The following is a 14,737-nucleotide window of genomic DNA, read 5'->3' on the forward strand; positions in this document are numbered from 1 at the left end:
TCATCACCGGAGTTTCAGCGTGCTCAAACTCAGCAGGGCCAGGAGAATGGCGATGATCCAGAGACGGACCACCACCTTCGGTTCTTCCCATCCCTTCATCTCGAAATGATGATGAATGGGCGCCATGAGAAAAATTCGCTTTCCACGGGACTTAAACGAAATGACCTGAAAAATGACCGACACTGCCTCAATCACGAAGACGCCGCCGACGAGCAGCAACAACAATTCATGTTTGCTGATGACCGCCACGGTCCCCAACGCCGCGCCCAACGGGAGTGAACCCACGTCTCCCATGAACACGGAAGCCGGGTAGGTGTTAAACCACAGAAATCCAAGACTCGATCCGAGGATTGCCCCGGTAAAAATTGCGATTTCTCCGGCCCCCTCGATATGCGGAATCAACAGATACTCAGCCATCACTTTATTGCCCGTCACGTAGGCGACGATCGTATAGGCGAGCGATGCGATCATGACCGGTCCGATCGCCAAGCCGTCGAGCCCGTCGGTGAGGTTGACGGCATTCGAGCTGCCGACGATCACCAAAATCGCGAAGACGATGTAAAACATTCCGAGATCGGGGGTGAAATGCTTGAAGAACGGCACGCTGAGCTTCGTCGTGTAGCTCGGCAACATGTACAACAAGAGCCCGATCGCCAGCGCGATGGAAATCTGTCCGAGAAATTTTTGGGTGGCCGACAAGCCTTTCGATCGCGACTTGATGAATTTTAAATAGTCGTCGGCGAATCCCACCGCACCGAATCCCACCGTCGCCAATACCACCAACCAGACGTACCGGTTCGTCAAATCCGCCCACAGTAGAGTGGACAACACCACGGCGAAGATGATCAGAATGCCTCCCATCGTGGGAGTCCCGCTCTTGGCTAAATGGCGCTTGGGGCCGTCGTCCCGGATTTGCTGTCCCAGCTTGACCTCTTGCAGTTTCCGAATTACCCATGGAGCCAGCGCAAAGGCGATAAGAAATGCCGTGACGGCCGCATAGATAATCCGAAAGCTTTGATACCGAAAGACGTTCAGAAACGAAAATTGCGTGTGCAGCGGATAGAGCCAGTTGTATAGCATCCGAATACTTCAGGCTTGGTTCGATCGACGAACGAATCGAATCGTCATGCCGTCCCTGCTATGAGGCTTTCGCCACCCGCCGCATGCCGGTGAGGGTCTCGACGACCTGTTCCAGGCGCATGCCTCGCGACGCCTTCACCAAGACCACGTCTCCTTGCCGGACCATGGCCTTCAGACTGGACCCGGCTGCAGCGGCATCCGGCACTTCAATGATCCGCTCGGCGGCCATTCCCGCCGAGCGCGCGCCCTGCGCCAGCTCGCGGCCAAGCACGCCGCAGGCGATCAGTTGCGTAGGACCTTGGTCTGCGAGAAACGCTCCGACTGTCCGATGCAACTGTTTCGCATCAGCTCCCAATTCAAGCATATCGCCCAACACGGCAATGGTGCGTCGTCCCGATCCCAGCTGGGCCAGAAGCCGGATGGCAGCCTGCATGGAGGCAGGATTGGCGTTGTAGCAATCATTGATTACGCGCACACCATGGCATTGAAGAATTTGGGACCGCATGGCCGCAGGACGGAATCGTCCCAATCCGTCGGCAATCGCCGCTCCCGGCACGCCCAATACGTAACCCACTGCCGCAGCAGCCAGTGCATTTTGTATATTATGGTGCCCGTGGGCCTTCAGGCGGATCGCGATCGGCCGCGCCCGCCCGGGAAGGATCAACCCGAACATCGCGCCGTCATTGCTCCCGTCGCGGCTCAGAACCGCCCGCACATCGGCTTTTGGCGAGAGGCCGAAGGATACGACGCGGCATTGGGCCCTGGCAGCCAGATAATCGAAATACTGATCGTCCGCATTCAAGACGACGGCTCCGTCGGGAGGAAGCTTATCCAGCAACTCAGCCTTTGCCTGCGCGGAACCCTCCATGCTTCCAAAAAATTCCAGATGATCGGGCCCGATATTCGTAATGATCCCAACCGTCGGCCTCGCGATCTCGCACAGCCTGGTCGTCTGCCCTTCCTGATCCACGCCCATTTCGATGACCGCCGCCTCATGGCGGGGTGTCAGCAAGAAGAGCGTTTGCGGCACACCGATACGATTGTTCAGATTGCCTTCGGTCTTCAATGTTCGCCAGCGCCGGGTCAATACGGCGGCAACCATTTCTTTTGTCGTGGTTTTCCCGTTACTGCCGGTGATCGCCACCACCGGTATGGCGAATCTTGACCGATGATGCGCGGCCAATTGCTGAAAGGCGACCAGTGTATCCTTGACGCCGATCACGGCCGGCTCGCCCACCCGTTTTGGCAGAGACGGCGGCTGATAGTCCTCCTGCACGATGACTCCCGCAGCTCCGTTAGCCAAGGCCGCCGGCACGAAGGCATGACCATCGAACCGATCGCCTGGTAAGGCCACGAACAGATCACCTATCCGAACAATTCTGGAATCGGACACCACGCGTCGGACTTTTCGTTTCAAGCTCGCCGCCGGCCGGCCGGATATCAGCTTGCCGGTTAGAACTTCCAGGATTTCCTCGATCGTGAAGAGAGACATGGATCAGCCTGAGCCTGCGGCGTTTAGACGGACGAACCCAAATTGTGAATTGCCTCGCGGGCAACTTCGCGATCGTCGAAGTGAAATTTCGTAGTCCCGATAATCTGATAGTCCTCATGGCCCTTCCCGGCGATCAGTACGATATCTCCGGTTCGAGCCTTTTGGATCGCGTGTTCGATCGCGAGGCGCCGATCGGCCACCAGCACGTAGTCCACCTCGGGCCGCTCCTTCAACGCCTCCTTCACGCCCACTTCCACCTCTGCCAGAATGCTGGCCGGGTCTTCCGTCCGCGGATTATCCGAGGTGAGCACGACGACGTCGCTGAATCGGACTGCGACCCGCCCCATCTTCGGGCGTTTGCTTCGATCCCGGTCGCCGCCGCATCCGAACACGGTGATGATCCGTCCTGTCCGCAGGGCTTGGGCCGCCGTGAGTAGACGAGCCAAGGCGTCGTCTGTGTGGGCATAGTCCACCACCACGGTAAAATCCTGACCCGCTTCGACCCGTTCGAATCGACCCGGGACATTCGACACGTCGGCGATCCCCGCCTGGATTTGTTCGAGGGTCATGCCTTCATGTAAGACGACGCCGATGGCGGCAAGGAGATTATAGACGTTATGTTCGCCCACCAAATTATTCTCGATGGCAATCGATCCCTTTGGAGTGTTGAGTCGAAATGTCGTTCCCCGCGGCGTCAAACTCACGTCATGCGCCTGCAAGTCCGCTTCCTTCCGAATTCCATAGGTCCAGACCGGGACGGAGCAAGCGGCCCGCACAGCGTCACCCCGCGGATCGTCCAGGTTGACAATGGCGCGTTTCTCGCCAGCCTTTCTTCCCTCCAGGCCGAGGCCGCTGAAGAGCCGGAGCTTCGCACGAAAGTATTCCTCCATCGTCCCGTGGAAATCGAGATGGTCTTGAGTCAAGTTCGTAAAGACGGCCACATCGAATTCCGCGCCGGCCGTGCGATCCAAGGCCAACGCGTGGGAAGAAACCTCCATGACGACTCCGTCCAATCCCGCCGCCACCATTCGGCCGAAGAGACCTTGGAGTTCTATGGCCCCCGGTGTGGTATGAGAGGCGGGGATGATCTCACTTCCAACGAGATAGGCGACCGTCCCAACCAGGCCGACACGGCGCCCGCACGACTCCAACAGGCTCTTGCAGACATACGTCGTCGTCGTTTTCCCATTCGTCCCCGTAACCCCGACGACACGAAGTTTGGACGTGGGGTAACCATGAAAATGTGCCCCTAACAGGCCGAGCACTCGGCGCGAATTCTTGACTCGTATCGTCGGCAGCGGAACGGGCCCGCCATGCTGAATTACGACTGCGCCGGCTCCCTGCTTGACGGCCGCGTCGAGATAATCATGCCCGTCTACTCTCTCCCCCTTCACCGCGACAAACAACGTACCCGGACCGACGGCGCGGGAATCATCGGTCACACCTGTAATGACGACGCGCTGGTCGCCGTGTCGCTCCGTCACCTCCAGCCGGCTTTCAAGAGGCACTACCAACTCGTCAAGCGTCATGCATCACAACGTCGGACCTGCGAGAGCAACCCTCACCGGCTCCTCCGCCGGTATCCCAAGATAATTCAATACCTGCTCTCCCACCCTTCGGAAAACCGGGGCCGCCACCACTCCTCCCCACCCTTCGCCGTGCGGTTCATCGATGACCACGATCATCGCGAGCTGCGGATCCTCGGCCGGCACAAACCCCACGAAGGACCCCACCAGCAGAGTGGACGAATACGCCCCCGTTCGAGGATCGATCTTTTGTGCCGTGCCTGTCTTTCCCGCCACCTGATATCCGGGGATCGCCGCCTTGCCGCCCGTGCCGCTGCTCACCACTCCTTCCATGATATGAGTCAGTGTCCGGGCCGTATCCGTCGAGATGACGCGACGGCGGACTTGAGGCTTGGTTTGCGCCACCGGCAAATTCTTCGTGTTGCGAACCTCCGACATCACGTAGGGTCTCATGAGAAGGCCGCCATTAGCGATGGCCCCGACCGCCGTCACCATTTGCAGCGGCGTCACGCCGATTTCCTGCCCCATCGAGATAGAGGCCACGGATCGCCGCCCCCACTCGCGAGGGCTTCGCAACAAGCCGGAGGCTTCGCCCGGCAAATCAATATCGCTCTTATCGCCAAATCCAAATTCTTTCAAGTAATCATAGAGACGCCAATCACCCAAGGTCATACCGACTTTGGCCGCTCCAATGTTGCTGGAGCGTTGAATCATCTGGGCAAACGTCATCCAGCCAGATTTCTCATGATCATGGATGACAGTGTTGGCCACCGCCATCTGCCCATGCTCGCCAAAAATCATTGAGCCGGGACTCATAACCTTCTCTTCCAAGGCCGCCGCCGCGAGGACTACTTTCATGGTCGATCCCGGTTCGTAGGAATCGCTGAGAGCTCGATTGCGCCATCGATCCGGGCTCAGCGCGCCGACGGTGTTCGGATCGAATCGCGGGCTGACAGCCATCGCAAGAACGGCCCCCGTCTTGGGATTGGTCACAATAATGGTTCCGGACTTGGCGTTGCTACGATTGACTGCCTCGTCAAGCTCCTTTTCAGCAATGTATTGAATGACTTCGTCAATAGTGAGAACCACGCTATGTCCTGCAGCCACATCTTTTTCATTCAGTCCCTTGGGAAAGACCGCCCTACCGAGGGCATCTCGCTGGAGAATCACGACCCGCTTCTCTCCGCGAAGAAAGGCCTCATATTTCAGCTCGACTCCCTCCAGCCCCCGATCGTCCATTCCAGCGAAACCCAGCACATGGGACAGCAATGGCCCTTTGGGATAAAATCTTCTTCCTTCCATGACCACGCCGACACCGTCCAGCGTGAGGCGCTCCAATTTGCGCCCCTGCTCGGGCTCCAATTTACGCGCCAACCAGACAAAATGCTTCTCCTGTCGAAGCTTTTTTTCCAATTCACCGGCTCGAACATGCAGAATTGGCGAGAGATGCCTTGCCGTTTGACCGGGATCGCCGAGTGACGTGGGCACGCCGAATACCGACGGCACATCCATATTCATGGCCAATACTTTTCCGTGGCGATCGTAGATCGTTCCCCTGGCCCCTTCAAACGAAACGCTCTTCTGATGCTGGCGGTCGGCCTTGACGGTTAATTCGGCCGCTTGGAGTACTTGCAGGTTCACGAGCCTGATCAACACAAAGACAAAAGCAACGACCAGCCCGGCCGACACAACCATCCAACGCCCGCGCGACGGCACTCCTGCCACTACTTGCCCCTCCTGATAGGCACGTTCTTGGCGAGCCGCACCTCACCGTGATCGGAGTCGTGATGTGGAACTACGGGAGACTCCGGCTCCAGATGAACAAGGATGATCTGCCCTTTTTCTGGAAGCACCATGCTCAATTTCTCGGAGGCGGCTCTCGCTATCCGCTCGGGAGAGGTCAAGGAGGATAGCTTGACACGCAACCCATCCCGCTCCCGTTCCAGCAAGACTTTTTGGGACTTCAATCGCTCAATGTGATATCCCAATCGAACGATATCTACTCGTTCCCAGACGAATAGGAGGGTCATCGATAGCACAAGGGTAAAGACGATGCCTTTCATGACACAGGCTCCCCGGGGAGGCGCTCCCCGACGCGCAACTTTGCGCTTCGTGCTCGTGGATTGCGTCGGCTCTCCGCCTCCGTGGCCATGATTGGTTTTTTCGTAAGGCTCCTGAATGCAGCGCGCGGGGCTTGGGTAAGGGCGCGCAGGGCGTTCTTCACAATGCGATCTTCAAGCGAATGAAAGGAGATCGCACACAGCCGGCCTTCCGGGGCCAGCACTTCCGCCGCTTGCCCCAAAGCGGGCCCCAGGGCGTCCAGTTCTTGATTCACCGCGATTCGAAGCGCTTGAAACGTTCGCGTCGCGCAATGAATACGACCATATCGATAGGTGGATGGAACTGCTTGCTTGACGAGTGCGGCCAACTGTCCGGTGGTCTCTATCGGCCGGCTCAAGCGTTCACGCGCAATGACACGTGCGATTCGCCTGGCATAACGTTCCTCGCCGAATTCATAAATGAGATCGGCGATTTCCCCTTCCGACAATTCACGAATCAAATCGGACGCCGTCCGTCCGGTGCTTTGATCCATCCGCATATCGAGAGGACCGTCAGCTAAAAAGCTGAATCCCCTCTCGGCGGTGTCCAATTGTGGAGAGGAGACTCCGAAGTCAAACACCACGCCATCGACAGTGGAAAATCCAAAGAATGTGAGGTGCGATTTGAGGTCGGCAAAGTTACCTTTTCGGAGGTAGACCCGTTGTCCGAATTGCCGAAGATTATTTTTAGCTGCATCAAGAGCTTCCTGATCGCGATCGATTCCTATCAGGATGCCGTCCGGCCCCGACTGCTCCAGGATTCGCGACGCTAGGCCGGCGTAACCCACCGTACAATCCATATAGACTCCACCAGGCCTGGAACGGAGCCAGAAAAGCGTTTCTTCAAGGAGCACTGGGATATGCATGGCGCGGAATTCAGCATCGGTTCCATTTCCACCCACTTTTCCCCACTTCAGAGCCGGAGTATACACTCAACCGAAAACTAGTCAACAGGTTTTTCGACGTATTTTCAAGAATATTGTCCCTTACGTGGATCTCTCAGGCCAACATGCCCCGTCCGACGATTACTGGTATTTCGTCCATGAAAAAGCTGTCGGACGACAGCGGGTGGACCAGCGAAGCCGGTGTTTTCAGTTGATGCAGCGGGACTGCCGGCAGATCTCGCAGATGGTGCGCTTAAAGGGCAGGATTACGGATAGAGTCTGTACAGCATCCGTGGGAAGGGAATCGTTTCACGAACATGTTCGAGCCCGCATATCCAGGCCACGGCACGCTCTATTCCCATGCCAAAACCGGCGTGAGGGACGGAACCGTAGCGGCGCAAATCGAGATACCATTTGAACGCTTCTTCCGGAAGATGGTGTTCCAAAATCCGAGCGTGTAGCTTGTCGTATTCGTGAATGCGTTGGCCTCCGCCGATAATCTCGCCATACCCTTCCGGCGCCAAGATATCCATGCACAGCGCCAGATCCGGTCGATCAGGATCGTTCTGCATATAAAAGGCCTTCATGGACGCGGGATATCGGTGGACGATGACGGGACGATCAAACTCGTTCGATAGAATAGTTTCCTCGTCTCCACCGAAATCATCGCCGACCTTGGTCGGGTTGCCTTTCCGCTGAAGAAGCGCAACGCCTTCCTCATATGTCATCCTTGGAAAGGGCGCGCAAATACGTTCCAACTTCAACACGTCCCGTTTCAACAGCTGCAGTTCAGCTCGTTTTGATGCCAAGACCCGCTCCACAATATAAATCAGAAATTCCTCAGCCAAGATCATCATATCCGCCAACTCGGCAAAGGCAACTTCCGGCTCAACCATCCAAAATTCCATCAGGTGGCGACGCGTCTTTGATTTTTCGGCCCGGAACGTCGGGCCGAAGCAATATACTTTTCCGAACGCCGCCGCGGTGGCCTCGCTATACAACTGTCCACTTTGCGTCAAGTACGCGGTCTCATCGAAGTATTGGGTCTGGAACAGCGTCGTCGTGCCTTCGCACGCGTTCGGCGTGAAAATGGGCGCATCAACCAGCACAAATCCCCGATCGTCAAAAAAATTGCGGCACGCGCGGATAATTTCATGGCGGATTCGAAGCACCGCATGTTGCCGGCTGGATCGAAGCCACAGGTGCCGATGTTCCATGAGAAATCCCGTCCCGTGCTCCTTGGGCTGGATTGGGAACGGCTCGGCGAGTTGCACGAGTTCAATGTGCTTGACATCCAATTCACATCCGCCCGGCGCTCGCGTGTCTGCTCTCAACATACCGGTGACAATGCAGGACGATTCCTGGGTCAATTGTCCTGACAAGGCGAACTGATCATCCCCGATCACGCTCTTGTTCACCACGGCCTGCAAATCGCCTGTGCCGTCGCGCAGCATCAAAAAGTGCAACTTCCCTTTATCCCGGCGACTTCGTAACCACCCGCGAACAGTCACGTCCTCGGCAATATGCCGTGCGGCGTTTTCGATATAGATATGCGGCATCACGTTCACCTCACTGTGAGCCTTTCGACATGAGCGACGCAGCCTACCGCGTTCCCAACGGGCTTGCAAGGCGGCTTTCGCGTCTTCGTTTGACAATCAGAAATGGTAAGGGAACAATCGTCGATATGCGATCACAACCGACTCGTCTCCTTACCGGCGTTCAGTTTGTCCTGATCACGGTGATCCTATACTGCGGATATACCTTGCCTTCAGTGGGACTTGCAGCGCCGCCTCTGGAATATTGCGAAAATCGGACGGCCGATCAACAGCTGGGAGCCGCTTCGCACCCGGAACGCAGCCATAACGGCCGTGCTCACGCCGGCTGTACGCCACTGATTGACAACGACAAGACTCCCGATGAACCAACACCTACAGATGAACGAAAGGCAATCCGGCCCTCACATGAAATGAAGATTGATAACCTCCAAGGCGAAGTCTCCGACTTTTTGCGCGAATACCGGCAGTTTCTCGATTGCTGCAAGGCCGATCCGGCGGAATTGGAACGAGTCGAAGAACTTGGCGACCACGTCGGCGAGTTGCTCCGCCTCGCGCAATCCGAGTTGTTCAGCGAACAGATGAAGCTGCGGGGCATGACCCTGAAAGAAATCATTCCACCTGTCGCGCGCGCCAGGCATGATCTGTCGGTGTTGCGCAAGCAATTGGAGCAACTCGGCGCGTTAATGGAAAAACGAGATGCCGCGGGGTATGAAGAAGCCGGACGGGAAACATTTTTCATCCAAGAAACGGAAGAAGCGCTGCGCAAGAGACTGCGCCCGTACGATCTTCCAGGCGGAGCCAAGACGGGCGTTGAGATCGGCGCCACTCCTTCGGCGGGTAAATCCATTGGGAAAACCCCGGCCAGCGGTACGGCAATTGGAGTAGATGGGCTCACCGGCCCGAACATCGGTGTGAATCCGAAGACCGGCAGAGAAATCGGCTCTACCGGATCAACAGGCTTCGAAATCGGCGCCACCGGCCGCGCAGGCCCGGAGATCGGCGAATCGACGCTGAACAGCGCCACCTCGTCATCCGCCGGCTCCACCCTACCCCAATCCACCATCGGGTCATCGTTGCAGGATTCCACTATCGGATCGAACATTGGACGATCGACGACGGGCTCCTCTCTTTCGGATTCGTCAGTAGGCTCCTCCCTCGGCGGCTCATCGATCGGTTCGTCACTTCAGAATCGTGGCACCCGTACGAAATAGCCGGTGCTCGACTGCAGAGGACCTCATCCCTCTGAACACCGCACTGTTAATCACTCGACGACTTGATCGGCGGCATCTTTTCCCACAGCTCGCCATGATTGCCGCTGCGATACAAGCCACTCCCATTTGTTCCGGCATACCAGACCGCCGCATCGGACAGACTCTGCGCCAAGGACCGTATGTTTTTTGTGGCCAGTCCTTCATTCAGGAAGCTCCACGTCATACCGCCGTCTTCACTGCGGGAGATGCCTTCCCGGCCGGCCAGATAGATGACGCCCTTGCGGGTCCGGTCGAGAACCATCGTAATGATCATCTGATCGTGCAATGACTCGCCGATTCGCTTCCATGACTTCGCCGCATCCACCGATTTATACAGTCCGCTCAGCGTGGCGGCATACACCGTGTCCGGCTCAAACGCGTCGACCTGCACCGCGGTGACGTTCAATGCCCGAGATGATTTGAGCATTTCGCGTGCCACTAAGCCGGTATTGGCTTTTTCCCAATGTCCGGCTCGATCAACCGACCGGTACACGCCGCCGCTGGTGCCGGCGTATAACATCGCCGGGCGAGTCGGGTCCAGACAGAGCGTGACCACCATCAAGACCTCCTTCATGCCCTCCATCCGCTTCACCCAGTTGTCTCCGCCGTTGGTGGATTCGAATACTCCCATCGTTGTCGCGGCGAACAGATGCGTATTTTGAGCCGGATCGAACACGAACTGATTGACGACCGACGAAATGGTGGCGTCATCCAGCCCCGCCCGCTGCGAGACCCATCGCTGCCCGCCGTCATAGCTCTTGTACACGGCGTCGCCCTTCGTGCCGGCATAAATCGTGGCCGGATAGGCCGGATCAACCGCCATTGAAATGACGCGCGAATGGCTCATGCCTTTGGACAGATTCTTCCATGTACGCCCGCCGTCGCGCGTCTTGTAAATATAGTCGTTCGTGGCGATATAGAGGATGTCCGGATTTTTCGGATGGAGTTCAATGACGACGATCGGATCGCTGCCGTTGCAGCCGGCAAGAGCGAACAGCAGAAAAAAGAGGAGAAGACCAACCGGATGTCCCATAACAAATATTGAGACCGGTTCGAACGAAACAAGCAAACAAGCTTGCAGCGAAGCCGCGGGGGAACAGAATTGGTGAGCCGTATCCGATTCACCATCCCGACTAGCGGTAATTCGTGAACTGCAAGTCGATCCCGAAGTCCTTTCCTCTTAATAACGAGATTGCCTGTTGAAGTTCATCCTTACTCTTACTCACAATCCGAACCTGCTCCCCTTGAATTTGCGCTTGGACCTTGAGTTTGGAGTCTCGCACCTGTTTGGCAATATCCTTGGCCTTCTCGGACGAAATACCGCTTTGAATCTTGACGACCTGTCGGACAGTGCCGCCTAAGGCTTCTTCCACCTGGCCATAGTTCAGGGCTTTCAGGGACACTTGGCGCTTCACGCACTTGTTTTTGATGATGTCATTCACAGCATTGAGCTTATAGTCGTCGTCCGACAGCACAATCAATTCTTTTTCTTTCTCCTTGAGCGTAATCTCGGTCTTTGAATCCTTGAAGTCGAACCGCTGCTTGATCTCTTTGGTCGCCTGATCCACCACGTTCTTCATTTCCTGCATATTGACTTCGGACACCACATCAAATGAAAACTGGTCAGCCATTGTCTCCTCCTCCGACGTTACATGTTAGCAGCAGCCTCCGCCCGGCAGTTGAAAACCATCCTGAGCGTTCACCGTCGTTTGCACCCGGCCTGCCGACCCGCCTCCGGCCGTGGCGATTACCTCGCTGCTCGTGAACGGCCGTTTCAAGACGACATAGCCGTACCATTTCATCATACTATCGCCCAGGACAATGGCCCCGAGGAGAGCGACCAGCCCGACAAGCACCGCGTCGAGGTATAACACGAAGGCTTGACTCGTCACGGTCAGAGCCGAGGCCTTGCTTATGAACATCCCGAACATCTCATAAGAACCGGTCAGCGTAATCGCCGCCACGAACACCATCGGCAAGGCAGTGACCCAAAGATATTGGGACTTCCACATCTTGATCAAGACCGTCGTTCCGATGCAGAGCGCCAGTGTCCCCAGCAATTGATTGGCTGCCCCGAACATCGGCCAAATCGTCGAGATGCTGCCCGTCCCGATCAGATAGCCCCAGGCTCCCACCACAAGCCCGCTGCTTGCCAACACGCCCGGCCACCAGTTCATACGGCGGAACGGCGCATGGAACCGGCCAGCCATTTCCTGGATGAGATACCGAGCCACGCGGGTCCCTGTATCGATCGTCGTCAGAATGAACAGCGCCTCGAAGACCAATGCAAATTGGTACCAATAGGCCATCAATCCGGCCATGCCGGGAAGCGCGGCAAAGATCGATGCCATGCCGACCGCGAGCGAAACGGCTCCGCCCGGCCGTCCCGCCACGTCAGTTTCTACCAATCGGGACAATTCTTCGATCCGCGCCGGGGCGAATCCCATTGAAGCCAGCACATCCTGGGATAAGGTCGTATTGATCGCCAGATAGTCGCCTGGCACAAGCACCGATGCGGCAATCAATGCCATCACACCCACGAAGCTTTCCAGCAACATGGCCCCGTATCCGATCATTGCTTCGCTTTCCCGCTCGATCATCTTGGGCGTCGTACCGGATGACACGAGCGAATGAAAGCCGGACACGGCTCCGCAGGCGATCGTAATAAACAGAAAGGGGAACAATGTCCCCGGAATGATGGGGCCGCCGCCGGAGGCAAAGATGGTCACACGCGGCATCTCGATTGCCGGCGCCATCAGGATCACGCCGAACCCCAAGAGGAACACGACCCCAAGCTTCATAAAGGTCGAGAGATAGCCGCGCGGCACGAGGAGCATCCATCCCGGCAGAACGGACGCGAGAAACCCATAGCCGGCCAAGAGCCATACCAAAGTAGGCCGGTCATATTCAAACCATCCCGCTATGGAAGACTGCGCGACGACCCGGCCGAGCAGGACTGACGCAATCAACAGCGCCACACCAAGAAGCGACACTTCCGCGATCCGGCCGGGGCGGAAGCGTTGCAGATAAAAGCCCATGATGAAGCCAATGGGAATGGTCATCGCAATCGTGAAGGTTCCCCATGCGTTCTGGTAGAGGGCGTTGACCACGGCAAAGCCGAGACCGGCCAGTGCCACGACCACGATGAACAGCACCGCCACTGCGGTCGCCGTCCCGGTTACAGAGCCGAGTTCACTCTGCGCGATCTCCGGCAGCGAGCGGCCGTTCCGTCTCATCGAGGCGACGAGAATAATAAAATCCTGCACCGCCCCCGCCAGTACCGCTCCAATCACGAGCCACAGAAATCCGGGCAAGAAACCGAACTGAGCGGCCAACACCGGGCCCAACAATGGACCGGCGCCGGCGATGGCCGCAAAGTGGTGACCGAACAGCACCGCCTTGTTCGTGGGATGGTAATTGACCCCGTCATTCAATCGGACGGCGGGCGTGACACGCCGGTCGTCCAATTCAACGACACGGCGGGCTATCCAGCGGGCATAAAAGCGAAACGCCAACACATAAATGCAGGCCGCCGCGACGACCAGCCACAGGCCGTTGACCTTTTCATTGGGATTGATCAGGCCGGTGATGAACGCCAATGCGACCGCGCCGAGGATCGCGAACAGCGGCCAAATCAGTGCCGAGGCCAATTGCATGCGGGGCATCCTACCATAAAGACGAAAGAACGGACCCAAATTACGGCGCCGTGACGGTGTGATACACTGTGCGCGGCTCGATCACCTCGGATCCGAATGACATCGCCCTTCATGAACACCGGCCCAGACATCCCGCTGCTCTTCGGACCGTATGGCAGGGCTGCACTGGCCTACGCCGATACGCTGGCCAGTTACGGCGTAACCGCTTGCTGGTTTCACATGTTCGACGCCAACGCTTTCGAGACCTGCGCGCGGCATGGGTTGGCCGCTTGCGTTGAGTTCAAAACCTTCCGCGCAGATTTCGATCGCCACCCAGAGCTGATCCCGATCGGCATCGACGGCAAGCCGATCCGCTATGGCCGGCTGGTCCAAGGTGTCTGCCTCTCACAGCAGGATTTTCTTGAGCAGATCGAGGCGGACCTGCGCGGCGGCGTACGAGCCTACAAGCCCGTCGGCATTTGGCTTGACTACCTGACCTATGCAGGCTGGTTCGAGACAGCCGACCCCGATCTGCAGGAGAGCTGCTTCTGCGCCGCCTGCATCGCGACGTTTTGCAAACAAACCGGCGTCGACGCCCACACACCGGAAGAGATCCTGGCCGGCCACGCCGACGCTTGGACTCGGCACAAGTGTGAGCGGGTCCAGCACTTCGCGCGCCGCTACGCGGAGATCATCCGTGCCGAGCTGCCGGATTGTGTGATCGGCGCCTACATGTGCCCGTGGACGCCGGAGGAGTTCGGCGGCGCGCTGACGCATATCTTCGCTCAGGACTATGCGCTGCTTGCCGAGGCCATCGACATATTTACTCCGTTGATCTATGGCACGAAAAGTGGTCGTTCCATCACGTGGGGCCGCCGCTTTCTCGAACACGCGCCGGCGTTTGTTCCGCAGAATCGCAAACTGCAGCTCATCGTCGATGCTCAGGATGGGCCCGGCAGTCTCTCGGAGACGGCCGCGGCGGTGCGGCCAAGCTGGGGGCTTCAGGTCTTCGATGGCGCGAGCGTTCACCGATGCGAGTTTCGCACGCACGTTTCGGGCTGCCGTCTCACGTATCCGAAGCGCTACCGGTGCATGACAATGGCGAGATGGTCACCTCCCGCAAACATCCGCCACGAGAGAATTCGTCTAGCGCGAGGGCCCGTAGCCGGCTGAGCAGACCACCTCCGTCTCACTGATCTGGATCCTGCTATCGTG

Annotated in this window: 12 protein-coding genes; 2 read left to right on the plus strand and 10 right to left on the minus strand. The window is 57.6% G+C overall.

All coding sequences use genetic code 11. The features are described 5' to 3' along the window. Positions 1-3: 3 nt before the first annotated feature. The 7 genes from mraY to asnS form a co-directional block, all read right to left on the minus strand. On the minus strand, positions 4-1,080 hold the full coding sequence (mraY, locus tag ACWGXE_RS18910) for a phospho-N-acetylmuramoyl-pentapeptide-transferase (RefSeq protein WP_447599610.1): 1,077 nt from the start codon (positions 1,078-1,080) through the stop codon (positions 4-6). Positions 1,081-1,138: 58 nt separating this feature from the next. Then, positions 1,139-2,572, minus strand: a complete 1,434-nt coding sequence (locus ACWGXE_RS18915; RefSeq protein WP_447599611.1) for a UDP-N-acetylmuramoyl-tripeptide--D-alanyl-D-alanine ligase — start codon at positions 2,570-2,572, stop codon at positions 1,139-1,141. A 23-nt stretch (positions 2,573-2,595) separates the two neighbouring features. Then, positions 2,596-4,101 carry a UDP-N-acetylmuramoyl-L-alanyl-D-glutamate--2,6-diaminopimelate ligase gene (locus tag ACWGXE_RS18920; RefSeq protein WP_447599613.1) on the minus strand — a complete coding sequence of 502 codons (1,506 nt, stop codon included), beginning with the start codon at positions 4,099-4,101 and terminating at the stop codon, positions 2,596-2,598. A gap of 3 nt (positions 4,102-4,104) precedes the next feature. Then, positions 4,105-5,823, minus strand: a complete 1,719-nt coding sequence (locus ACWGXE_RS18925; protein ID WP_447599614.1) for a peptidoglycan D,D-transpeptidase FtsI family protein — start codon at positions 5,821-5,823, stop codon at positions 4,105-4,107. Further along, on the minus strand, positions 5,823-6,161 hold the full coding sequence (locus tag ACWGXE_RS18930) for a hypothetical protein (RefSeq protein WP_447599615.1): 339 nt from the start codon (positions 6,159-6,161) through the stop codon (positions 5,823-5,825). Before ACWGXE_RS18930 ends, ACWGXE_RS18925 begins: the two co-directional genes overlap by 1 nt. Next, positions 6,158-7,063 (minus strand): 16S rRNA (cytosine(1402)-N(4))-methyltransferase RsmH, encoded by a 906-nt coding sequence (gene rsmH, locus ACWGXE_RS18935; RefSeq protein ID WP_447599616.1) that lies wholly within the window; start codon positions 7,061-7,063, stop codon positions 6,158-6,160. The genes ACWGXE_RS18930 and rsmH overlap by 4 nt, the downstream gene beginning before the upstream one ends. A gap of 284 nt (positions 7,064-7,347) precedes the next feature. Next, complete coding sequence (gene asnS / locus ACWGXE_RS18940; protein ID WP_447599618.1) at positions 7,348-8,640, minus strand: asparagine--tRNA ligase; 1,293 nt, start codon at positions 8,638-8,640, stop codon at positions 7,348-7,350. A 29-nt stretch (positions 8,641-8,669) separates the two neighbouring features. Here asnS and ACWGXE_RS18945 point away from each other — a divergent pair, with 29 nt between their 5' ends. Then, the gene (locus ACWGXE_RS18945) at positions 8,670-9,848 is read left to right on the plus strand and encodes a hypothetical protein (protein WP_447599619.1); all 1,179 of its coding nucleotides are present in this window, start codon (positions 8,670-8,672) and stop codon (positions 9,846-9,848) included. 46 nt (positions 9,849-9,894) lie between these two features. On the opposite strand, the gene ACWGXE_RS18950 is transcribed toward ACWGXE_RS18945, so the two are convergent. The 3 genes from ACWGXE_RS18950 to ACWGXE_RS18960 all read right to left on the minus strand — a co-directional run bounded on the left by ACWGXE_RS18950 (position 9,895) and on the right by ACWGXE_RS18960 (position 13,543). Further along, on the minus strand, positions 9,895-10,920 hold the full coding sequence (locus ACWGXE_RS18950) for a WD40/YVTN/BNR-like repeat-containing protein (protein WP_447599620.1): 1,026 nt from the start codon (positions 10,918-10,920) through the stop codon (positions 9,895-9,897). A 100-nt stretch (positions 10,921-11,020) separates the two neighbouring features. Further along, positions 11,021-11,518, minus strand: a complete 498-nt coding sequence (locus tag ACWGXE_RS18955) for a YajQ family cyclic di-GMP-binding protein (RefSeq protein WP_447599622.1) — start codon at positions 11,516-11,518, stop codon at positions 11,021-11,023. 24 nt (positions 11,519-11,542) lie between these two features. Beyond that, positions 11,543-13,543 (minus strand): carbon starvation CstA family protein, encoded by a 2,001-nt coding sequence (locus ACWGXE_RS18960; protein ID WP_447599623.1) that lies wholly within the window; start codon positions 13,541-13,543, stop codon positions 11,543-11,545. A gap of 96 nt (positions 13,544-13,639) precedes the next feature. Here ACWGXE_RS18960 and ACWGXE_RS18965 point away from each other — a divergent pair, with 96 nt between their 5' ends. Continuing rightward, positions 13,640-14,695, plus strand: coding sequence for a hypothetical protein (locus tag ACWGXE_RS18965; RefSeq protein WP_447599624.1), 1,056 nt, complete (start codon positions 13,640-13,642; stop codon positions 14,693-14,695). Positions 14,696-14,737: the final 42 nt, after the last annotated feature.

The sequence above is a fragment of the Nitrospira sp. Nam80 genome, assembly GCF_965152575.1.